We start from the raw sequence: 22352 nt of genomic DNA, 5'->3' as shown, positions 1-22352 counted from the left end.
GATTCCTCCTGGTTAGTGCGGATTGCGCGCAGCCAGGAGCCGGGTTTTGAGTTGATTTTCGATATCAACCAGCTGCTGTTCGGCTTCGCGGCGGCGCTGCTTGCCCTCTTGCTGAATGGCCAGAACCTCATCCAGTGTCGTGATAATGCTCTCGTTTGTATGAACGAGAGTTTCGATATCTACGACGCCGCGTTCAGATTCGTGAGCCGCTTCGATGGTGTTCATTTTCAGCTTGTCGGCATTCTCGCGCAGTAACTGATTTGTAATGTCGCTGACCTGCCGCTGCGCTTGAATGGCGCGTTTGCTGTGTTCCAGTCCCAAAGCCAGCAATATTTGGTTTTTCCACAATGGGATCGTGTTGGCAATGCTTGTCTGGATTTTGTCAGCCATGATGACATTCGTATTTTGCACCATACGAATTTGCGGCGCCATCTGGATGCAGATGGTGCGAGTGAGTTCGAGATCGTAAATACGCTTCTCAAATCTATTGCACTGTTCAGCCAGATCGTTGGCGCGCTGTGCATCTTCCTGTAAACCACTTTCGGCTGCTACCCGCTGCAGCTCGCGCAGTTCTTCGTTTTCCACTTCAGCCAGTCTTTGTTTGCCGGCCAGAATATACATAGTAAGCTCCTTGAAGTATTGCAGATTGCTTTCGAAAAGTTTGTCCAGCACAGTCACGTCGGCGAGCAGCGTCATACGATGACCCTTTAGCGTGTCGCTGATCCTATCGATGTTCTTGCTGACGTCGGCATACTGGGCGCGCAGCTCCTCCAAATAATTTTTGCCTTTCTGGAATAGACGCGCCAATCCTTTTTTCTCATCTTCGGGCTTAAACCCTTTGATTTGAACGACGAGGCCAGTAATCATATCGCCGACCGCATCCAAATCCTTGCCTTTGATCCCTTGAAGAGCGGATTCGGAGAACTGAGATGATTTGGTCTGTGCGGATTCTCCGTAGCGAGCGATTACCGCGGTGTCATGGATGTTGATCTTGGCGGCAAAGTCGTCAATTTTCCGCCGCTCCTCCGGGGTCAGTTTCGATGCCTGCTGTTCGATAACAGCCAAATCCGCGATTTTTGCGGCGGCGACAGTCGGCGCAGAGGCGGTCTCTGCGCCGGTGGTGTCCAATGTGAGTTCAATGTCAGCCATGGATATTTCCTCCTTATTGCATGATACTTTGCCGAGCTCGCTCGGTGGGGTGAAAAGCGAATATTGGGTGTATTCGCGAGGTTTTTTGAGAAATGTGCCGGGAAAAGATCCAGCGCCGCAGCCGAATGTGAGATTTTTAGAGGCACCCAGATGCAAATTGGAGTTATGCAGGGACAGTGTAACACACTTTCAGGCGAAATGCCATAGCCATGATGAAATTTTTGAATGGCGAGGCAACGCAAAAAAATTTGGCTGCGATATACCGGTGTACGACGTGTCATAAATCCGGACGACAGACGAAGACGGCGGGGGGAAGTTTACGCTTCTCCCGCCGTCTTCGCCTGTATAATGCCACGTGCCGTCGCCTCAAGAATCACATAGTCCTCCTGAATGCTTGCAAAGCGTTCGTCAGCAGTGCTTGACGCGGTCCTTTTCTTCGGCGCGTTTGGCATTGTTGAAGCGATTCAACGTACCAACGAGGTAGCCGGTGATCCGGCGGATGCGCTCAAACGGGACGCCGTCGTCCTCGCGACGGCCGCAGCCGGGACATTGGCTGCCGGTGATGATACCGGAAAACCCGCACACCGGGTCACGGTCCACCGGATGATTGATGGAGCCATACCCTACGCCGGTGGCCTGCATGGCGCGCACGACCTGCTCAAAAGCCTCAAGATTTTGCAGTGGATCGCCGTCCATCTCCACATAGGTGATGTGTCCGGCGTTGGTGAGCGCGTGATAAGGAGCCTCCAAGCGAATCTTCTCAAACGCAGTTGTCGGAAAATAAACCGGCACATGGAAGCTATTTGTGTAGTAGTCGCGGTCCGTCACACCCTCGATGAGGCCGAAGCGCGCGCGGTCCAACTTGACAAAGCGCCCGGAGAGGCCCTCGGCCGGCGTAGCGATCAGCGTGAAATTCATCTGCCGGCGGCGGCTCTCCTCATCCAGCCGGGCGCGCATGCTGCTGATGATCTCAAGTCCCAGATTCTGCGCCTTTTCGGACTCTCCGTGGTGCACGCCGATGAGCGCCTTCAGGGCCTCCGCCAACCCGATGAAGCCGACGGTCAATGTGCCGTGCCGCAGTACCTGGCCCACTTCGTCGTCCCAGTCGAGTGCCTCCGAGCCAATCCACACGCCCTCGCCCATGAGAAACGGGAAGTTGCGCACCTTCTTGCGGGCTTGGATGAGAAAGCGCTCGTAGAGCTGATCGATGCACAGATTCATCTTGCGCTCCAGATCTTCGAAGAAAGCCGACACATCTTCCTTGGCCTTGATGGCCAGACGGGGCAGATTGATGCTCGTGAACGAGAGGTTGCCGCGTCCGTTGGAGATCTCGTTTCCGGGGTCGTACACATTGGCGATCACCCGGGTGCGGCAGCCCATGTAGGCGATCTCGGTTTCCGGCTGGCCCTCTTTGTAGTAGGCGGCGTTGAAAGGCGCGTCCTGGAAAGAGAAATTGGGGAACAGGCGCGAGGCGCTGACGCGGCAGGCCAATTTGAAGAGGTCGTAGTTCGGATCACCCGGATTGAAACTGACGCCGGATTTGACTCGGAAGATTTGGATCGGAAAAATCGGAGTTTCCCCGTGCCCCAACCCGGCCTCGGTGGCGAGCAATACGTTTTTGATCACCATGCGCCCCTCTGGGGAGGTGTCCAGACCGTAGTTGACGGAGGAGAAGGGCGTCTGGGCGCCGGCGCGGGAATGCATCGTATTGAGGTTGTGGATGAAGGCGACCATGGCCTTGTAGGTGGCGTGGTCCGCTTCCTTCAGCGCGTGGGCCTCGGCAAAGGCCTGCGCACAGGTCAGGGTGTCCTCCTTTATCTCGGGCAGCCAGCGCGCGTGCTCAGCGGCGCGGTAGTCGTCGCTGCCCGCCATCGTGGGCCGCAGGCCCGTTTCGACGAGGAGCGCCGCCATCACGGCGCGCACGCGCGCCTCCGCGTCCTCAAGCCCGGCGAGCATTTCCAGCGCCCGGGCCAGATTCTCCCGGTAGAGGTGGACATAGGTCTTGGCCACGCCCAGCGCCATGCCGTAGTCAAAATTGACCACGCTCTGGCCCCCGTGCTGGTCGTTTTGGTTCGACTGGATGGCAATGCAGCAGAGCGCCGTGTAAGATGAGATATGGTTTGGCTCGCGGAGCGTGCCGTGACCGGTGGAAAACCCGTTTTGAAACAGTTTGACGATGTCGATCTGGCAGCAGGTGGTAGTCAGCGTCAGAAAGTCGAGGTCATGGATGTGGATGTCGCCCTCGCGGTGGGCGGCGGAGTGTTCCGGTTTTAGGACAAACATCTCGTAGAACTGCTTGGCGCCCTCGGAACCGTACTTCAGCATGGCGCCCATGGCGGTGTCGCCGTCGATGTTGGCGTTTTCTCGCTTGATGTCGGAGTCGGAGGCGTCGCGGAAGGTGATGTCCTCGTAGATCTTCATCAGCCGGGTGTTCATCTCGCGCACGCGCGAACGCTCGGCGCGGTAGAGGATGTAAGCTTTGGCGGTCTGCACGTAGCCGTTTTCGATGAGCGCCCGCTCCACCGTGTCCTGGATGTGCTCGACATCGGGGGCCTGTGGGCCCTCCTCGTTCAGCAGAGCAGCCACCTCGTAGGCCAGACGCTCGGACTCCTCCAAACGGGCGTTGTGATGGGTGGCCATGAAGGCGCGCGAGATGGCGGAGGAGATTTTGCCCAGATCAAAGGAAGTCATCCGTCCGTCGCGCTTGCGGATTTCGCGAATGATGAGAGTCTGCGTTTTCATGGGGGTCACTCCTGTCATAGGGCTTTTAGCATACCATATATTGCGCCGAGCCTAAATCAGACGCATATATATAGTACGCCAATCCCACCATCCTGTCAAGAGCCCCGTGCGGAAAATACCTGAATTTTTTTGTGGATTTTTGGGAAAACCGCACGGCGTCTTGTCACGCGCTACGATGGAAAAAATCGCAGTGCGCTTGCAGCACACAGTTGCCGCAGCGGGGCCGCCGCGCGATGCAGGTATCCCGCCCGTGCCACACCAGCCGATGACAGAAGGCCGACTGCGCCTCCTTCGGGATCAGCGGATCGAGTGCTCGCTCGACCTTGTGTGGGTCTTTCTCGTGGCAGAGACCCAGGAGGTTTGCGATACGCATGCAATGCGTATCCACCACGATGCCGCCCTTGTCGTATACGTCGCCCAAGATGAGATTGGCGGTTTTGCGCCCCACGCCGGGCAGGCGCAGCAGATTCTCCATGGTGTCCGGCACGCACCCGTCGAATGCCTCCAGCAGCATACGGGCCGACGCGCGGATGTCTCGGGCCTTGAGGCGAAAAAATCCGCACGGCCGCACGGCTTCTTCCAGCGCGGGCAGATCTGCCTCGGCGAAGGACTGAAGCGTCGGATAGGTGCGAAACAGCGTCTGCGTGACGATGTTTACCCGTGCGTCCGTACACTGGGCGGCCAGCCGTACGGAAAACAGCAGTTCATAGTCCTTTTCGTAGGTGAGCGCGCAGGTGGCGTCCGGATAGCGCGTTTCCAGGGCGCGCACGATGTGGTCGGCTCTCTCGAACAGTGTCATGAGGCTCCCCCTCTCTTTGACATTCCTCTGCCTGTATCTCCATTATGCGCGCTCCAATTTTGTCTTGTCAAGACAAGATAAGACAAGGCGAAGCGCGCCGGTATAGCCGCCCCGTCGGTGGGCCATGCTAGGGCAAAGCGACCGGCGCGCGGCGCCGGCGCACGAAAAACGTCGGAGGTGGGTGTCGTTTATGTCGGCCGGAGATGTGGGGATCCAGGTGGAGGAGGCGAGGCTCGGGCAATACGCCAAAAACACGGCGCGCACGCTGCAGCGCAAAGGCGCGGCGCGCGGCGCGCGGCTGGCCGGGCGGCTCGGGCGGCAGCTCCGGACGATTCGGGCGGCGGCGCTGAAACTGTCAGCCCTTTCGACCGGGCAGCCACACATACCGCAGGCGGTCGAGTGGCTGTTGGACAACCGCTATCTCGTGGAGCGCGCCGCGCGGGAGGCCATGCTGGCACTGCAGCGCGCCGGGCGGTTCCCGGCAGACCGGCGGACCGGGCTGCCGGCGGTGTACACGCTCGCGGCCGGTTTGGTGCGTGCGGGACAAAACATTGTCACCCGGGCGCGGGTCGGGTGCTACCTCGCGGGCGCGCAAACGGTGTGGCCGCTCTCGGAAAAAGAGCTGTGGCTCTTTGTTCCGCTGCTCAAGGCGGCGCTGGTCGAGTCCGTGGCCGAGCTGTGCGACGAGATGCTGCGCGCGTCCGCGGCCGACCCGGCGCGTGCGGCGACTGCGGACGCGCGTCTGCGTACGTGGACCGGTCAGGCGGTTACCTCACTGCGGATGCTGGCCAACGACGATTTGACCGAATGTCTGCAGGAAGCCAGCACCATCGAGGCGCTGCTCCGCCGAGATCCGGCGGAGGTATACGGAGCGATGGATGAATCGTCACGCGCCGAATACCGCCGGGCGCTCGCCCGTTTGGCGCGCCGCGCGCGCCTCTCCGAACAGCAGGCCGCCGAGGCCGTGCTAAAATTGGCGCGCCGCGCGCCGGCCGGCCGGCGCCGCCATGTGGGTTACTACATCTGGGAGCAGCCGCTGGGACGCCGGCGTCGCCGACCGGCCGGGATGCTGTATTTCGGAGCTTTCTTTGCTCTCACAGCGGCGCTGACGGCGCTGGCGGGCACGCTGTCCGGCACGCTGTGGGCCGCGGCGTTGCTGCTGCTCCCGATCTCGGATCTTGTGAAGTCGGTAGTGGATTTCGCGGCGACGCGCCTGGTTTCGCCCCGCCGCATCCCCAGGCTGGAGCTGGCCCATGGGCTCCCGGCGCATGGATCCGCGCTGTGTGTAATCTCGGTGCTGCTGACCGACAGCGGACGGGCTCGGCAGATGTGCAAACTGCTGGAAAATTACAAACTTGCAAACCGAGACGCGGGCGAGAGGCTTCTGTTTGGTCTGTTGGCCGATCTGCCGGATGCGCCGGCGAAACGGCGGCCTGGGGACAGGTCGGTCCTCCGGACGGCGCAGGAGGCGATCTTTGCGCTCAATCGGAGGTACGACGGAGGCTTCTATCTCTTTCTGCGCGATCGCCAGTTCCACGTCCGAGACGGAATGTACATGGGTTGGGAGCGGAAGCGCGGCGCGCTGCTGGAGCTGATGCGCCTGCTGCGCGGCCGCCCGACGGGCCTGCGCACGGCGACGGGCGATGTAGCGCCGCTACGGAAGATCCGCTATGTCATCACGCTGGATGCCGACACCCGGCTGACCGCCGGCGCGGCGCGCGAGATGGTTGGAGCCATGCTGCACCCGCTGACGGCGCCGCAGATCGACTCGGCGCGTCGGGTGGTGACCGCAGGCCACGCGGTCCTGCAGCCGCGGCTTGCCGTGGATCTTGAGGCGGCGGGGCGGACGCTCTTCACGCGGGTCTTCGCCGGGCAGGGGGGCATCGACCCGTACGGCGGCGCCTCGTCCGACGTCTACCAGGATCTCTTCGGCCGCGGCCTCTTTCTTGGTAAAGGGATCTTCGACGTGGATGCCTATCTTACCTGTCTGGACGGGCGTTTTCCCGAAAATCTGATCCTCTCCCACGATCTGTTGGAGGGTTGCTACCTGCGCGCGGGGCTGCTTGGGGATGTGGAGCTGACGGACGGCTGCCCCACGCGGGTGGGAGCTTGGTTTGACCGTCTGCACCGCTGGACGCGCGGGGATTGGCAGATCGCCGGCTGGCTCGGTCGCCGCGTGCGGGACGGCGCCGGCGGACGGAGCCGCAATCCGTTGGGAATCCTCTCGAAATGGAAAATATTGGACAATTTGCGCCGTAGCCTCTCGCCCGCGTGTCTGCTCCTCGCGCTGACGCTGGGGTTTGCCGCGCCCGCCCGTCCCTTGTGGATCGTCGGAGGGCTGGCCGTGCTGTGCGCGGCCTCGCGCCTGTTGCTTTCGGCTGCTGAGCGGGCTGTACGCGGCGGCGGACGGATCCGATATCACTCCGACATCATCACAGGCGTGGCCGCCGCTGCGCTGCAATGTGGCCTCGAACTCCTGCTGCTGCCCCATACGGCCTTCGTCTATCTGCAGGCGGCGGCGACGGCGCTGTATCGAGTGCACGTCAGCCGGAGGCGCCTGCTGCGCTGGGTGACGGCCGCCGAGTCGGAACGGTCGGCGGTCAGCGGCTTTCTGCGCGATGGGCGGAAGATGGGCTTCGCCGTCGTCTGGGGAACGCTGTGTACACTGCTTTCGTCCGCCGGTTGGGTGGTGGGCCTCCTCTGGGTGTTCTCGCCGGTGGTGCTCTCCCTCACCGGACGGCCCCGCCGCTGTCCCCGCCGGCTGCCGGGGGCGGACCGAGCGTTTCTGATGCGGCAGGCGGCGCTCATCTGGCAGTATTTTGAGGACTTCCTCACGCCGGAGGACCATTACCTGCCGCCGGACAACTGGCAGGAACAGCCGGCCGCCGGGCTCGCGCACCGCACCTCGCCCACGAACATCGGGCTCGGTCTGCTCTGTGTGCTGGCCGCCCTCGACCTCGGCCTCGCGGGCGCTGAACGTGCGTTGCGGCTGATCGAGCGGATGTTGACGACGCTGGAGGAGCTGCCGAAGTGGCACGGGCATCTCTACAACTGGATCGATACCCGCACATTGGCGATCCTGCGTCCCCGGTATGTCTCCACCGTGGACTCAGGCAACCTCGCCTGCTGTCTGATCGCGCTGCGGGAAGGGTTAGGTGAGCTACGCGACGCGGCGGCGGGGGACCTGGCCGCGCGCGCAGACAAACTCGCCCGGGCCATGCACTTTCAGCCGCTCTACGATGCCCGGCGGCGTCTGTTTGCCATTGGGCTGGATGCGGAGACGGGGCAGCTCTCCGAAAGTCATTACGACCTGCTGGCCTCGGAGGCGCGGCAGACAAGTTATCTTGCCATTGCCCGGGGAGAGGTAGAGCGGCGGCACTGGCGGCGGCTGGGGCGGGCGCTGGTCATGGACGACCGCTATCGCGGTATGGCTTCTTGGACGGGTACGATGTTCGAATACCTGATGCCGCACCTGCTGATGCCCTGTTTTGAAAACTCGCTGCTGTTTGAGAGCGCCCGTTTTTGCGTTTACTGCCACCGCAAGCAGGGCCGCGGTTGGGGTGTGCCTTGGGGTGTTTCAGAGAGCTGCTTTTACGCCTTCGACAGCGCGCTGCAGTATCGCTACAAGGCTCACGGCGTGCCGAGACTGGCGTTCAAGCGAGGGCTGGGCGGGGAATACGTGGTGTCGCCCTATGCGTCCTACCTAGCGCTGCTCGCCCAGCCGCAGGCGGCGATGCGGAACCTGCGTGCCTTGCGCGCGCTGGGGATGGAGGGGCGATACGGACTGTTTGAGGCGATTGATTTCACACCGGCCCGCCGAACGGGGCGGGGGGCCTTCGAAATCGTGCGCTGTTTTATGTCGCACCATTTGGGGATGAGTCTGCTGGCCGTGGACAATGCGTTGCGCACCCAGGTGATGCAGCGGCGCTTCATGCGCGATCCGGAGATGGGCGCCTTTGCCGAACTTCTTCAAGAGAAGGTGCCGGTCGGCGCCGTGTCGGTGCGTCCGTTTGGGCGGGAGGTGCCCGAAAAGCCGACCCGCGCCGCACCAGAGGACTGGCACCGCACCGGCGCCATCGGAGGAGCGTCTGTCTGCCATCTGCTTGCCAACGGTTCCTACACGCTGCTTTGTATGGGAACAGGGGCGACATCGTCCCGTGGGGCTGGTCGGCAGCTTACGCGCTTCGATCCGCAGGGCCGGGACCTCGGCGCGTCCGGCCTGGTGCTCCGGCTGGATGACGGCCGGCGCGTCCTCGGCCTGCCTGCTGGCTCCGGCGAGGCGCCGGAGAGCGGATATGTCTTCGACGCGACCCACGCGCGGTGGTGGATTCGAACAGACGGGTGGGACGTGCAATGGGAGGCGCGAGTACCCGGCGACGAGGTGGGGGAATGGCGCGCCGCCACAGTGAAAAACACCGCCAAGGCGAGCCAAACGCTCACGCTGGCGTGTTACTGGGAACCCGTGCTGGCCGTGCAGGCGGACTACGACGCCCACCCGGCGTTTTCCAAATTGTTTTTGGAGACATATATCGATGTGCAGACAGTCACGGTGCGCCGCCGGCCGCGCGGCGGCGGCGGTGAGGCCTGGTTGGCGTTCACCTGCGACCACCCGGGCGTGACCTACGACACTTCGCGCGAGCGAGCGTTGGGCCGCGGCGGGGCCGCGGCGTTGGACGGTGCGGTACGCCGACCGCCGGGGCATAGCCGAGGGACTGTGCTGGATCCCTGCGTTCTGGCCCGCGTGCCGCTGTCGCTTGGGCCCGGAGAGACGGCCGTCGTGCGTTTCGCGCTCACGGTGGCGGACACGGAACGGGACGCGGTGGCGGCGGCGGCCCGTTTGGCAGGCCTATCCGCCCCGGCGGAAAAGCCCGGAGGCCTGCCAGGCTTGCTGCGGCGGCTCGGACTGACGGGTGCCGAAGCACTGGAGGCTTTCGACATGCTGAGCGGACTGCTGTTTGGGCCGGGTGTGGACCCCGGCGCCGCCCGGCAGAACCGCCTGGATCAAAGCGAACTGTGGAAATTCGGCCTCTCGGGGGACCTGCCGCTGCTCCTGTGCACGGACCCGGAGGCGACGCCTGCCGAGCGGCTGGGGCGACTCATCCGCCAACATCGGATGCTGTCCTTGTGCGGGACGGCCTGCGATCTCGCCATACTGACGGGAGATGGCGCCGACTACCGCGGACCGACGCGCAACTTGGTGATGGAGACGCTGAAGCATATCGGCGCGGAGAACGCGTTGGGGGCGCGGGGTGGCGTGCATCTGATCGACAGGGGCGCCTGCACGCCAGAGGAGACGCGGCTGTTGCGCGCCGTGGCGCGCCGGATCTGCGGGGAAGCCGCCGCCGTGACGCTGCCCTGCGCGCCGCCGGAGATCGCCGTGACGCTGTCCTGCGCGCCGCCGGAGATCGCCGCGCCATCGCGCCGCTGGTTGCCGGATGGTGCCTTCCAGTTCGACACGGCGCGGGGTCTGCCGCCCTGCGCCTGGAGCCACGTGCTGGCAAACCCTGCCTTTGGCGCGCTGGTGACCGACGCCGGAACGGGTTACCTCTGGCGGCGCAACGCTCGGGAGAACCAACTGACACCGTGGATAAACGACCCGCTGGCCGTGCGCGGCGGCGAACGGATCGCCGTTCGGCTGAGGGGGCGGTTGGTGTCGCTGTTTGCGGACGGCGACGGATGCCCGGTGACGGTCACCTACGGTTTCGGGTATGCCCGATGGGAGAAGACGGCCGGCACAGCGCAGGTGATCACAGAGGCCTTCGTGCCGCCGCACCGGATGGCCCGGGTGCTCACGGTACGTGTGGAGGGGAAGGATACAGCCGGCACCGGACTGCATTACGAGAGCGCACTCAGAATGGGGCCGGACGACGCGGCGCAAAATCAGATTTTGCTAAAACAGGCAGACGGGATGGTCACGGCCCGGTCGTACTACCGCGCGGCGTATAACCCGCAGACCTATGCCATCCTGGCGTCCGCGCCGCTGGAGGCGGTGAAAGAGCGACCGGGTGCGTTTTCCTGCGAGATCCCCTGGCGCACCGGCGCGCCGACGCTCGTATTGGTGTGCGGCTGTGCGTGCAACGAACCTGGGCTGCAGTTGCTCCGGGCGCTCGCCGACGAAGCCGAGGCCGCGCGGGCGCGCGCGGAGACAGTGGCTTGGTGGCGCGCGCGGGTGTGTCCTATCCGAACGGAGACGCCGGACGCGGCGCTGAATCGCTATTTGAACGGTTGGGCGCTCTATCAGGTGCAGGCCGTGAGGTTGCACGCCCGTACCTCGCTGTATCAGTGCGGCGGCGCCTTCGGCTTTCGCGATCAGCTTCAGGACGTGTGTGCGCTTGTCTACGGAGATCCGGCTGCGGCGAGGCGGCAGATCCTGCGCGCCTGTGCCCACCAGTTTGTGGAGGGTGACGTGCAGCACTGGTGGCATCCGGCCGTACGGCGGTCCGGCCTGGGTGAGAAGGGCGTACGGACCCGGTGCAGCGACGATCTCCTGTGGCTGCCCTATGCGGTGTGCGAATATGTGGAGAAGACCGGAGACGGCGCTCTGCTTGACCAGCCGGTACCCTATCTCTCGTCGCCGCCGCTGGCAAAAGGAGAGCATGAACGCTATGAGACGCCCGCGATCTCGCTCCACAGGGAGCCCGTGTACGCGCACTGCCTGCGAGCGGCCGACCAGGTGCTCGCGCGGGGCACGGGCGCACACGGCTTACTGCTGATGGGCGGCGGCGACTGGAACGACGGTTTCAACCGCGTGGGCGCGGGCGGGCGGGGCGAGAGCGTGTGGCTGACATGGTTTGCCGTCCACACGTTGACGAGGCTCTCGGCGCTGTGTGAGAGTCGGGGCGACGCGGCCGCGGCCGCGCGCCAGAGACACGCGGCCGCGTCGCTGGCGGAGGCGGCGGAAGCGGCCTGGGACGGGGCCTGGTATCGGCGCGGTTACTACGACGACGGTGCCCCGTTGGGCGCCGCCGGAGGCGGGGCCTGTCAAATCGACTCGGTTGCCCAGAGTTTTGCGCTGCTGGTCCCCGGCTCCACAGACGCAGAGACGGCCCGACGGCGCACGGCACTGCAAAGCGCCTGGTCGCGGCTGGTCGACCGAGAGAAGGGCATCGTACGCCTGCTGACGCCGCCCTTTGGGTCCGACGGGCCTGACCCGGGCTATATCAAGGGCTATGTACCCGGCGTGCGGGAAAACGGCGGACAGTATACCCACGCCGCCGTATGGCTGGCCATGGGGTTTCTGCTGGACGGGCAGACGGAGCGGGGCTGGGAACTCCTGCGCCTCCTGCTGCCGGAGACGCATGATCTGGCCGTGTACCGCGTGGAACCGCATGTGCTGGCCGCCGATGTATATGACAACGAGGCGCACGCCGGCCGGGGCGGTTGGAGCGCCTACACGGGCGCCGCCGCTTGGTATTACCGCGTGGCTGTGGAACATCTCCTCGGCGTACAATGGCGGGACGGAGCGCCTGTTGCCATCCGACCCCGCCGGCCCGCCGACTGGCGCGCGGGTGCGGTTCTTGCCGGCGGGAAAAGGTGGAAGATCGGCGAAGAGGCGGATGCGAAGGCCCGCGCGGAGGAATCGGGTGGAAAAAGTATTCCATTTCCCGGGCAGGTGTAGTATAATGCTCATGAAAATAACGGCTGCCGAATGCCTGCCCGAGGGTCGGGCCATACGCGTTCGGGGCGGGGAGATGACGAGATGGCCGAGGTTGTCCGACTGACCGTGCGGCCCGGGGTGACACTCACGGCGCTGCAGACAGAGCAATTCAAAACCGGCGTGCTCTCGCTGTCGCTGCTGCGACCGCTGTCGCGCAGGGAAGCGGGGCTGTCGGCTCTGCTGCCCCAAGTGCTGTGCCGAGGGAGCCGGAGACACCCGGATATGACGCGCCTGGCTGCCCGGCTGGAGACGCTGTACGGCGCCCGGCTGAAGCCGGCCGTGCGCAAAAAGGGCGAGGTGCAGTGCGTCGGTCTGACGGCCGGTTTTGTGGACGGCGCGTATCTGCCGGGTCGGCCCGACCAGTTGCGCGACATGGCGGCGCTGATGGGAGAGGTTCTGTTAGATCCGGCCGGGGATGGCGCCTTCCTGCCCGCGTATGTGACCGGGGAGCGCGCGGTGCTGGCCGACCGGCTCCGGGCCGAGCGAAACCACAAACCGACCTACGCCGTTCGCCGGATGTTGGCGCATATGTGTGCCGAGGAGGCGTACGGCGCCCATGAACTGGGTGAGGCCCATGTGGTGGAGGCGATCGAGCCGGCGGCGCTGTGGGCGCATTACCGGGCGGTGCTGGCCCGGTCTCAGGTTGCGCTTTTTTATGCCGGGTCGCGCCCGCCGGACGAGGCGGCCGACATCTGGCGCGGCGTATTGGATGCGCTGCCGCGGGCCGCGTTCTTTGACGGAGCGGACACGCGCGTCGTGCGCACCGCCGCGTCGTGCAGGACTTACGAAGAGAGCATGGATGTAACGCAAGGCACGCTGATTTTGGGCATGCGCCTCGGCGTGGCCGCGGGGGATGAACAATACCCGGCGGCCTTGCTGGCTGCGGCGGTGTACGGGGGGACGACCACATCCAAACTCTTCCTCGGTGTGCGGGAGCGGCTGTCGCTGGCCTATTACGCCTCCGCCGAACTGAAGGGCCACAAGGGGATCCTTGTGGTATCGTCGGGCATCGAAGCGAAAAATCGCGCGGCTGCGCAGGCGGAGATCCTGCGCCAGTGGACGGCTGTGGCGGAGGGTGAGATCTCCGACGAGGAGCTGGAGGCCGCCCGGCTTTCGCTGATCCACCGGCTGCGCGCCGCTGCGGATTGGCCGGACCGGTTGGAAGATCACTTTTTGGGGCAGGCGGCGGCCGGTCGCACGGAGAGCCCGGACGCGTTGGCCGAACGACTGCGCGATGTCGGCCGGTCGGAGGTTGCGGCCGCGGCGGCAGGCGGCGCCTGGGATACGGTATATTTCCTGCGGGGGGAGGAGACAGATGAATAGGATCGACTTTCCGAATGTGCGGGAGACGCTGATCTGCGGCGAGGGGCCCGGCGGCCTGCCGATCTTTGTCGTCCCCAAACCGGGGTACCGCAAGACCTATGCGATACTGGCCGTGAACTACGGGTCGGTGGACGTCCGTTTCGCCGCGGACGGGGCCTGGCGGGACACCCCGGCGGGGGTGGCGCATTTTCTGGAGCACAAGATGTTTGACATGCCGGACGGCGAAAACGCGTTGCAGGCGTTTGCCCGGACCGGTGCGTCGTCCAACGCGTTCACGAGTCACGCCATGACGGCCTATTACTTCGCCTGCACCGATCGTTTTGAAGAGAATCTGCGCACCCTGCTGCGCTTTGTGTCCACACCGTATTTTACAAAGGAGAGCGTGGACAAGGAGCAGGGTATCATCGGACAGGAAATTCGCATGATGGAGGACAACCCGCACAGCCAGGTGTACGAGAATCTGCTGACGGCCCTCTACGACGCGCATCCGGTCCGCTTGCCGATCGCCGGGACGGCAGCGTCCATCGCCGGGATCGACGCCGATATGCTCCACGACTGCCACGCGGCCTTCTACCGCTCCGCGCACATGTGCCTCTGCGTAGCCGGAGATGTGGATCCGCCGCGGGTGGAGGCCGTCGCCGGCGCGGTGTGGCCGGCGGCGCGGGGGCCCGTCCTCACGCGCGATTACGGCGCGCTGTGTCAAAAGGCCGCGCGCGGCAGTGTCTCACGGGCCATGGAGGTCGCCCGGCCGCTTTTTGCCTTGGGCGCGCTGTGCGCGCCGCCCGCGCCGGGGACCGAGACGCTGCGTTTCGAATTGCTGGGGGAGCTCGCGATGGAAGCACTCACCGGTCCGGCGTCGCCGTTGTACAAGACGCTCTACGAGAGGGGGCTTATCAACCGCGATTACGGGTACGGCCTTTTCCGCGTGCCCGAGGGCGCGTGCCTGGTTGCCGTGGGCGAGAGCCCGGAGCCGACTGCCGTGCGTGAGGCGCTCTTCGACGAGGTGGCGAGACTCGGGAGGGACAGGATGGACACGGTGCGGTTTGAGCGGCTGAAACGCGCGGCGCTGGGTGCCCGGCTGCGCCAGATGGATGCGCCGGAAGCGCTGTGCCGCCTGCAAGCGGACGCCCACTTCGCGCACGCACGGTATTTCGATGTGCTCGCCCTGTTCGACACGCTGACACCGGAAGCGGCGTACGCGTTTTTGTGCGAGGCGTTTGTCCCGGCGCGTGCCGCCCTGTCCGTCGTCACGCCGGGAGTGGCCCGCGGCGAACCGGCGCATGAAGAAGAAAGTTGAAAGTCCCGGCGCGCCGCGTGCGGCCGCTGCCGTTTTGACGAAAGAAGGAGGAGCACGTCATGACAGACAACCCCATTGTTTTCCCCGGGCTGGGGCTTCAGTTCGATCCGAGCCCCGTCGCATTCACGATCTTTGGCCGCGGCATCTACTGGTACGGCATCATCATCGCGGCGAGTTTCCTGCTGGCGGCCTACTACACGGTGCGCCGCGCCCCCCGCGTGGGGATCCGGCAGGACGATTTCATCGATGCGCTGCTCTTCGCCGTGCCGGTGGCGATCATCTTTTCGCGCCTCTATTACGTCGTGTTTAACTTCCGGGAATTCGTCTACGACCCGGTCAAAAACCCGTACCCGCAGAAGATCTACGAGATCTGGAAGGGCGGTATCGCCATCTACGGCGCGATCATCGGCGCAGTGCTGACGGCGTATATCTTTTGCCGCGTGAAAAAACTGCGGTTTTCCGCGCTGATGGACGTGGCGGCCCTCGGTCTCCTCATCGGCCAGTGCATCGGGCGTTGGGGCAACTTCATCAACCGAGAGGCGCACGGTACGCGAACGAATTTGCCCTGGGGAATGGAAGTATTTGTAAATCGTATCGGCGACGAGATCATCAACAACCGGATCACGGTGCATCCGACGTTTTTGTACGAATCACTGTGGACGCTGCTGGGTTTCCTCCTGTTACATAGGGTGCTCACGAGACGGAAGTTCACCGGCCAGGTCTTTCTCATGTATGTGGCTTGGTATGGCCTGGGCCGCGGCCTGATCGAGGGGCTGCGGACCGACAGCCTATATTTCTTTAACACCTCTCTGCGCATCTCGCAGGTGTTGGGGTTTGTTTCCTGCGCGGCGGCCGTGGCGCTGCTCATCTACAATTGGCGTTTCCGTACGCACGACCCGGCCACGCTGGCGCCCCTGAGTGAGGGAGCGGAGCCCGGGGCCGCGGCCGGGGCCGAGCCGGCGCCGGAGATCGAGGAGGCCGAGGAAGTCACGCTCAATGTGGTCGGGCCGGAGGCCGAGGCGGCTGTGCTTGAAGCGGCCGTGGAGAGCGCGGAGAGCGGGCCGTCGGATGACGCCGGCGAGACCACGGAGAAAGCCGAAGAGGCCAAAGAGACGGAAGCGGAGCCGAGACCGGCGCCGGAGGAGGAGACGCTGTGACACTGATCGACGGCAGGGCCGTGGCGGCCCGGAACAAAGCGGAGATTGCGCAGGAAGTGCGCGCGCTGGCCGCACGCGGGGTCACGCCGGGGCTCGCGGTCGTCATTGTGGGGGACGATCCCGCGTCCCGGGTCTATGTCAACAACAAAAAGAAAGACTGCGCCCACTGCGGCCTCCTGTCGGAGGAGTACGCACTGCCGGGCGACTGTGCGCAGGAGGAACTGCTGGCGCTCATCCAAACCCTGAACCGGCGCGCGGACATCCATGGCATTTTGGTGCAGCTTCCGCTGCCGGCGCATTTGGACGAGAAGACGGTGCTGTTGTCCATCGATCCGGCCAAAGATGTGGACGCTTTCCACCCCTACAATGTGGGGCGCATCATGATCGGTGACTTTGACTTTGTGCCTTGCACGCCGGCGGGCGTCATGGCGCTGCTCGACGCCTACGGCATCGAGGTGCAGGGTCGGTCCTGCGTGGTGGTCGGGCGCTCGAACATCGTCGGAAAACCCCAGGCCATGCTCCTGCTGCACCGCCATGGGACCGTGACCCTCTGCCACTCCCGCACCAGGGATTTGGCCGACGTCACGCGGCGGGCCGACATCCTGGTGGCCGCCGTTGGCAAGGCGGGGCTTATCACCGGCGATATGGTGAAGGAGGGGGCCGTCGTCATCGACGTGGCGATGAACCGGGGCGTGGACGGCCGGCTTGTGGGCGATGTGTGTTTCGACGAGGTGGCGGCCAAGGCTTCCCACATCACGCCGGTACCCGGCGGTGTGGGCCCGATGACGCGCGTCATGCTGCTGCGCAATACCCTGATGGCTGCCCGGCGGCGGCACTTTCTCGATGAAATTGTAAAATAAAGGATTTGACAAAAGCATGGGATATAAGACAGACATTGAGATCGCCCAGGCCGCCGAGAAGCGGCCGGTTGCCGACATCGCCGCGTCGCTGGGGCTCGCTCCGGACGAGTGGGAACCCTGGGGGTGGGATAAGGCCAAACTGAGTCTGTCGCTGCTTGTCTCGCGCCCGGTACGGCCGGACGTCAAACTGATTTTGGTCACGGCCATCTCCCCCACCGCGGCGGGGGAGGGCAAGACGACCGTCAGCGTGGGGCTGGCCGACGCGCTGGCCCGGTTGGGCAAGCGCGTGGTGCTGGCGCTCCGTGAACCGTCACTCGGCCCGGTGTTTGGCGTCAAGGGCGGCGCGGCCGGCGGCGGATATGCCCAAGTGGTGCCCATGGAGGCGCTGAACCTTCACTTCACGGGCGACCTCCACGCCGTCACGGCGGCCAACAACCTGCTGGCGGCGCTCATCGACAACCATCTCCAGCAGGACAACGCTCTGGGGCTGGACCCAAGGCGCATCACCTGGCGGCGTTGTCAGGACGTCAACGATCGGGCGCTGCGCCATGTGGTGGTCGGGCTGCGCGGGCCGGTCAACGGTATGCCCCGCGAGGACGGTTTTGATATCACGGCGGCCAGCGAGGTGATGGCCACGCTGTGTCTCGCCAGCGACCTCGCCGATCTCAAGGTGCGTCTGCGCCGGCTGGTCGTGGGGCGTTCCTACGAGGGCAGGCTGATCACCTGCGGCGACTTGAAAGCCGAAGGCGCTCTGGCCGCCCTGCTGGCCGACGCGGTGAAGCCCAACCTGGTGCAGACGCTGGCGCACACGCCGGTGCTCGTGCACGGCGGGCCCTTTGCCAACATCGCCCACGGCTGCAACAGCGTCATCGCCACGCGGCTGGCGCTGGGGCTGGGCGACGTGGTGGTCACGGAGGCGGGTTTCGGCGCCGACCTCGGGGCCGAAAAATTCATCGACATCAAGTGCCGGCAGGCGGGGCTCACCCCGTCGGCCTGCGTGGTGGTGGCGACGCTGCGCGCGCTCAAACATCATGGAGGCGCGGCCCGGGGTACTTATGACCAGCCGGACGCAGCGGCGCTGGAGAGAGGGCTGCCCAACCTGCTGGCCCATGTGGAGAATGTGACGGACCGGTACGGGCTGCCGGCCGTGGTGGCGCTCAACCGTTTTCCGACGGATACGGACGAGGAGATCGAGTGGCTGCAAGCGGCTTGCGAGCGGCGCGGCTTTTCGGTGGTGCCGGCCGACGTGTGGGCGCGCGGCGGCGCCGGCGGTGAGGCCCTGGCGGCGCGGGTGCTGGCGGCGGCGGAGGGCGCCTCCGGATTTCGCTTTGTCTACTCGGACGAGGATTCGCTGGTGCAAAAGATCGAGACCCTTGTGCGAAAGGTATACGGCGGCGACGGTCTCGAAATCGAGCCGTCGGCCCGCCGCGCGCTGGACCAGCTGGAGGCCGAGGGGTATGGGCGTCTGCCCGTCTGTATGGCGAAGACGCAGTATTCGCTGTCCGACGACCCCAAGAAGCTGGGCCGGCCCGCGGGGTTTCGCGTGAAGGTCACCGGCGCCAGACTGTCGGCCGGCGCCGGCTTTGTCGTTGTGTACACTGGGGAGATCATGACGATGCCGGGTCTGCCGAAACGGCCGGCGGCCGAGGGCATTGACATCGATGCGGACGGCGTCCTCAGCGGGCTGTTCTAACTCATGTGGGTTGCACCTGCAACCCACAACCAAAATTCTTGTTTTTGTTGCTGCTTCGCGGCAACAAGGTACTAAAGTAAAGTGAGATGAGTGGCATGGGCGGACGAATGCGATACTTTATGGTGGTGGCCGACGGCATGGCCGATACGCCGCTGGTGGCGTTGGGTGGGCTGACGCCGCTGCAGTACCGGCCGCAGCCGCAGATGGCGGCGCTGGCCGGGCAGGGCGGGCTCTCCCGGGTACGCACGATCCCGGACGGTTTCGCGGCCGGGACCGAGACCGCCATGCCGCTGATCACCGGCTACGACACCTCGGTGCTGACGGGCCGCGGGCCCGTGGAGGCCTCCGGCATGGGTATCGCGCTGCCGGCGGGGCAGTTTGCGATGCGCGCCAATCTTGTGCGCGTGGCGGAGGACGGGACGCTGACGGAGGCGTGCCCGGACCTGTCGGACGAGGAGGGGCTCGCGGCGGGGCGGCTTTTGGCGGCGGACGCCGCGCTGGCCGGCGAACTGGCGCGCGTTGGGTGGACATTCCACCCGCAGCCGGGGTTCCGCCAGATGATCACGGGTCCCATGCCGCCGCCCGCCGGAATGACGCCGCCCCACAATGTGCAAGGCGACGTCATTGACGACCACTGGCCCGCGGACGCGCTGGCGCCGGTGGTCCTGCGGGCGCGGGTGGTCCTGCGGGCGCGGGGCATGGCGCTCTGGCCTTGGGGGCCGGGCGCCTGGCCGCACTACGAACCCTTTGCGGACAAATACGGACTTTGCGGCGCGGTGATCTCCGCGGTGCCGGTGGTACGGGGTATGGCGCTGCTGGCCGGTCTTGAGGCGCCGGCGGTGCCGGGCGCCACCGGCACACTGGAGACGAATTGGCGGGCCAAGGTCGATGCGGTGCTGGCGGCGACCGAGCGCGTCCCGTTTGTGATGCTGCATCTGGAGGCGCCGGACGATTGCAGCCACGCGCGGAGTGTGGAGAGCGAGCTGCAGGCGATTGCCATGGTGGATCAGGCGCTGGCCCGGTTGCGCGCGGGGGTCAAAGGGCCGTACCGGCTGCTGTTGCTGCCCGACCACGTTACCTCCACCGAGACAGGCCGCCACGGCGCCGAGCCTGTCCCCTGGTGCGTCTACGACAGCGAACAGCCGGCCGGCACCCCCGCCCCCTTCGTGGAGATCGACGAGGGCCTCATCGTAGCCCCCGACATCCCGCTGCGCACCCTGCTGGGGCAGGTCTGAGGAATAGCCGTTAACTCCGCTATGGTGGAGGCGTAGCAGGCCATGCGTCAGTTTTATGCAGCATTTCAAAATGCGAACACACTGTATGCGGAATTGAATTGGTTGCTCTATTGCCTGTTGATGCGGATTGAGCACAATCGTTCAGAACGTGTAAGTTGTGAAGTGGCGGCCGGGGATCACCCGGCCGCCACTTCACAACAAAAATTTATCGCATAGCGATAAATTTTTGTTGACATTATGATTGGCCTGTGCTACAATGGGGAAAATTATGCAGGGAGAGGTGGCCTGTATGAGTTCCAAGACCTTGTGTGCCTTCGTGCGTTTCGCTGCGATTGCGACGGCTGTCTGCGGATTGGCGCTGTGCTGCTATGTGTATCCGTTCAGGCTGTCCGACCTCATCGGGTGGAATCCCGGTTTGGGTGGGGGGTACATCTGGCTTGTCTACCTGTGGGCGGCTTCCGCGCCATGTTTCGTCATTTTGGTCTATGTGTGGAAGGTCTCCAACGCCATACAGCGCGACGAGGTATTCACACAAAAAACGGCAAAGTGGATAAAGACTGCCGCCACGATACTGCTGGCCGACGTCGGATTCTTCGCGGTCGGCGGCTTCGCGCTGCTTTTGGCCGGACTGAACCGTCCCGGCATCCTGTTTTTGTCCTTGCTTGGCTGCATCTTCGGCATCTCGCTCGCGCTGCTCGCCGCGGTGCTGGCGCGGTATATCAGCAAAGCGGCGCTCTTGCAGGAGGAGGCTGACGGAACGATATGATTGTCATCAATGTGGACGTCATGCTCGCCAGGCGCAAGATGAGCGTCACTGAGCTCACCGAGCGCGTCGGACTCACAATGGCCAATGTCTCCCTGCTAAAGAACGGGAAAGTGAAAGCCATAAAGCTCTCCACACTCGAAAAAATCTGCGAGGCTCTGGACTGCCAGCCCGGAGACGTCCTGGAATATCGGAAAGAAGCGGACGCAAACGGGCGGGGGGGCGCGGGCGAGGCGTGAAGAGATGATTCAGCTCCTGATGATCCAGCCGGAAAACCGAGAGATCAATCGGTTCCGCCGCTTTCAGTTCAACAACTTCTCACAGATTACGATTCCGTACCTGGCGGCTTTCGTTGACGAGAGGGATTACGCGATGACCCTTGTGGACGAATACCGCGAGCGCATACCCTATGCGCGCAGCTTTGATTTGGTTGCCATAACGGTCAATACGCCCAACGCGCCGCACGCCTATGAGATCGGCGCGAAGTTTCGAAGCGGCGGCGCGAAAGTTGTGATGGGCGGCCCCCACGCCACGTTGCTGCCCAATGATGTGAGGGCGCATTGCGACCACCTGCTGATTGGCGAGGGGGAGGAGACATGGCCGCGGTTTCTGGCAGATTTTCGAAACGGCGAGGCCAAGGGCGAGTACAAGTCCGAAACGCCGGTTTGTCTCGACGACACGCCGATTCCGCGCTGGGACTTGCTGAAGCGCCGCCCCATGATGAAAGGCGCGGTGTTTGCCACGCGCGGCTGCCCGTATCATTGCCGCTACTGCAATCTCAAACAGATCTACCCCGACGCGTTTCGTACGCGCCCGGTTGACAGCGTCATGGCGGAGATAGCGGCGATGCCGTCCAAATTCTTTGTGTTTTGGGACGACAATTTGTTCGCAGATCAAGCGTATGCCAAGGAACTGCTCCGGGCGCTTGTTCCGCTGAAACGCCGCTGGGCGGCGCAGGCGACGCTGCGCGACTGTATGGACGAGGCGCTTCTCGCCCTCGCGCGGGAGGCGGGCTGTTTGTATCTGTTTATCGGGCTGGAATCGTTCAATGACGACGCGCTAAGCGATGCGGGCAAGACGATCAACCGTCTGGCCGACTATGAACCGATGATCCGCGCCATTCACCGTCACAAGATTATGATACAGGCGGGCATCGTATTTGGTTTTGACAGCGACACGCCCGCCGTGTTCGGCGACACGCTTGACGCTTGTGAAAGGCTCGGCGTGGACGGAGCGACGGTGAGCATTCTGTCGCCGTTTCCCAAGACGCCGATTTACGAGCAATTCAAGGCGGAGGGGCGGCTGCTGACCGGGGACTGGAGCTTTTACAACAGCAAAACGGCGATGGCGTTTCAGCCCTTGCACATGAGCACGGATGAACTGTGGCGGGGGTTTCACCGTTTTCGCCGCCGCTTCTATTCGCTGGGTTCGTTTGTCCGCCGCATGCGCGTATCGCGGACAAATGTCGCCGTCAACTTTTTGATCAACCTCGGCTATCGGCTCAGCATTCACGGCAGCTGATTTGCGGATTTATTATAGGGGCGAATCGCGATTCGCCCCTACGAGTGGTATTTTAATCGGGCCGTGTATATGATCGGGGTGATTTATTCCACTGGCAAAAGGCCGCTTGTCGTCGCAAAGCCGTCGTTGTCTTGTTTTTTAAGCCGCACAATATGC

Annotated in this window: 13 protein-coding genes; 10 read left to right on the top strand and 3 right to left on the bottom strand. The window is 64.1% G+C overall.

Annotation, left to right across the window (positions count from 1 at the left end; translation table 11 throughout):
* Positions 1-12: 12 nt before the first annotated feature.
* The 3 genes from LBK75_09900 to nth form a co-directional block, all read right to left on the bottom strand.
* Positions 13-1149, bottom strand: a complete 1137-nt coding sequence (locus tag LBK75_09900) for a toxic anion resistance protein (GenBank protein MDR1158593.1) — start codon at positions 1147-1149, stop codon at positions 13-15.
* A 408-nt stretch (positions 1150-1557) separates the two neighbouring features.
* Positions 1558-3891 (bottom strand): anaerobic ribonucleoside triphosphate reductase, encoded by a 2334-nt coding sequence (locus tag LBK75_09895; protein MDR1158592.1) that lies wholly within the window; start codon positions 3889-3891, stop codon positions 1558-1560.
* Between the two features lie 163 nt (positions 3892-4054).
* Entirely contained in the window at positions 4055-4690 is a 636-nt protein-coding gene (nth, locus tag LBK75_09890; GenBank protein ID MDR1158591.1) for an endonuclease III, read from the bottom strand.
* 190 nt (positions 4691-4880) lie between these two features.
* Between nth and LBK75_09885 the strand changes: the two genes are divergently transcribed.
* The 10 genes from LBK75_09885 (at position 4881) to LBK75_09840 (ending at position 22196) form a co-directional block, all read left to right on the top strand.
* Positions 4881-12308 carry a hypothetical protein gene (locus tag LBK75_09885; protein ID MDR1158590.1) on the top strand — a complete coding sequence of 2476 codons (7428 nt, stop codon included), beginning with the start codon at positions 4881-4883 and terminating at the stop codon, positions 12306-12308.
* An 81-nt stretch (positions 12309-12389) separates the two neighbouring features.
* Positions 12390-13670 carry an insulinase family protein gene (locus LBK75_09880; protein ID MDR1158589.1) on the top strand — a complete coding sequence of 427 codons (1281 nt, stop codon included), beginning with the start codon at positions 12390-12392 and terminating at the stop codon, positions 13668-13670.
* Positions 13663-14967, top strand: coding sequence for an insulinase family protein (locus LBK75_09875; protein ID MDR1158588.1), 1305 nt, complete (start codon positions 13663-13665; stop codon positions 14965-14967). Before LBK75_09880 ends, LBK75_09875 begins: the two co-directional genes overlap by 8 nt.
* 59 nt (positions 14968-15026) lie before the next feature.
* A complete protein-coding gene (lgt, locus tag LBK75_09870) occupies positions 15027-16124 on the top strand; it encodes a prolipoprotein diacylglyceryl transferase (protein ID MDR1158587.1) in 1098 nt (365 codons plus the stop codon).
* A complete protein-coding gene (gene folD / locus LBK75_09865; GenBank protein ID MDR1158586.1) occupies positions 16121-16984 on the top strand; it encodes a bifunctional methylenetetrahydrofolate dehydrogenase/methenyltetrahydrofolate cyclohydrolase FolD in 864 nt (287 codons plus the stop codon). The genes lgt and folD overlap by 4 nt, the downstream gene beginning before the upstream one ends.
* 16 nt (positions 16985-17000) lie before the next feature.
* On the top strand, positions 17001-18677 hold the full coding sequence (locus LBK75_09860; GenBank protein MDR1158585.1) for a formate--tetrahydrofolate ligase: 1677 nt from the start codon (positions 17001-17003) through the stop codon (positions 18675-18677).
* A gap of 95 nt (positions 18678-18772) precedes the next feature.
* A complete protein-coding gene (locus LBK75_09855) occupies positions 18773-19912 on the top strand; it encodes a hypothetical protein (protein MDR1158584.1) in 1140 nt (379 codons plus the stop codon).
* Between the two features lie 289 nt (positions 19913-20201).
* Positions 20202-20678: a DUF2975 domain-containing protein gene (locus LBK75_09850; protein MDR1158583.1), complete on the top strand. Its 477-nt coding sequence runs from the start codon at positions 20202-20204 to the stop codon at positions 20676-20678.
* Entirely contained in the window at positions 20675-20914 is a 240-nt protein-coding gene (locus LBK75_09845; GenBank protein MDR1158582.1) for a helix-turn-helix transcriptional regulator, read from the top strand. The genes LBK75_09850 and LBK75_09845 overlap by 4 nt, the downstream gene beginning before the upstream one ends.
* Before the next feature lie 4 nt (positions 20915-20918).
* Positions 20919-22196: a B12-binding domain-containing radical SAM protein gene (locus LBK75_09840; GenBank protein MDR1158581.1), complete on the top strand. Its 1278-nt coding sequence runs from the start codon at positions 20919-20921 to the stop codon at positions 22194-22196.
* Positions 22197-22352: the final 156 nt, after the last annotated feature.

It is taken from the genome of Oscillospiraceae bacterium (assembly GCA_031265355.1).
Taxonomy (GTDB): domain Bacteria; phylum Bacillota; class Clostridia; order Oscillospirales; family UBA929; genus JAIRTA01.
This window is presented reverse-complemented; position numbering and strand designations above follow the sequence as displayed.

What these genes read in the sequence shown, in the direction of transcription:
- LBK75_09900 (MDR1158593.1), bottom strand. Translation starts at nt 1,149, where the DNA reads ATGGCTGACATTGAACTCACATTGGACACCACCGGCGCAGAGACCGCC.
- LBK75_09845 (MDR1158582.1), top strand. Translation starts at nt 20,675, where the DNA reads ATGATTGTCATCAATGTGGACGTCATGCTCGCCAGGCGCAAGATGAGC.
- nth (MDR1158591.1), bottom strand. Translation starts at nt 4,690, where the DNA reads ATGACACTGTTCGAGAGAGCCGACCACATCGTGCGCGCCCTGGAAACG.
- LBK75_09860 (MDR1158585.1), top strand. Translation starts at nt 17,001, where the DNA reads ATGGGATATAAGACAGACATTGAGATCGCCCAGGCCGCCGAGAAGCGG.
- LBK75_09880 (MDR1158589.1), top strand. Translation starts at nt 12,390, where the DNA reads ATGGCCGAGGTTGTCCGACTGACCGTGCGGCCCGGGGTGACACTCACG.
- LBK75_09850 (MDR1158583.1), top strand. Translation starts at nt 20,202, where the DNA reads ATGAGTTCCAAGACCTTGTGTGCCTTCGTGCGTTTCGCTGCGATTGCG.
- LBK75_09885 (MDR1158590.1), top strand. Translation starts at nt 4,881, where the DNA reads ATGTCGGCCGGAGATGTGGGGATCCAGGTGGAGGAGGCGAGGCTCGGG.
- lgt (MDR1158587.1), top strand. Translation starts at nt 15,027, where the DNA reads ATGACAGACAACCCCATTGTTTTCCCCGGGCTGGGGCTTCAGTTCGAT.
- LBK75_09895 (MDR1158592.1), bottom strand. Translation starts at nt 3,891, where the DNA reads ATGAAAACGCAGACTCTCATCATTCGCGAAATCCGCAAGCGCGACGGA.
- LBK75_09840 (MDR1158581.1), top strand. Translation starts at nt 20,919, where the DNA reads ATGATTCAGCTCCTGATGATCCAGCCGGAAAACCGAGAGATCAATCGG.
- LBK75_09855 (MDR1158584.1), top strand. Translation starts at nt 18,773, where the DNA reads ATGGGCGGACGAATGCGATACTTTATGGTGGTGGCCGACGGCATGGCC.
- LBK75_09875 (MDR1158588.1), top strand. Translation starts at nt 13,663, where the DNA reads ATGAATAGGATCGACTTTCCGAATGTGCGGGAGACGCTGATCTGCGGC.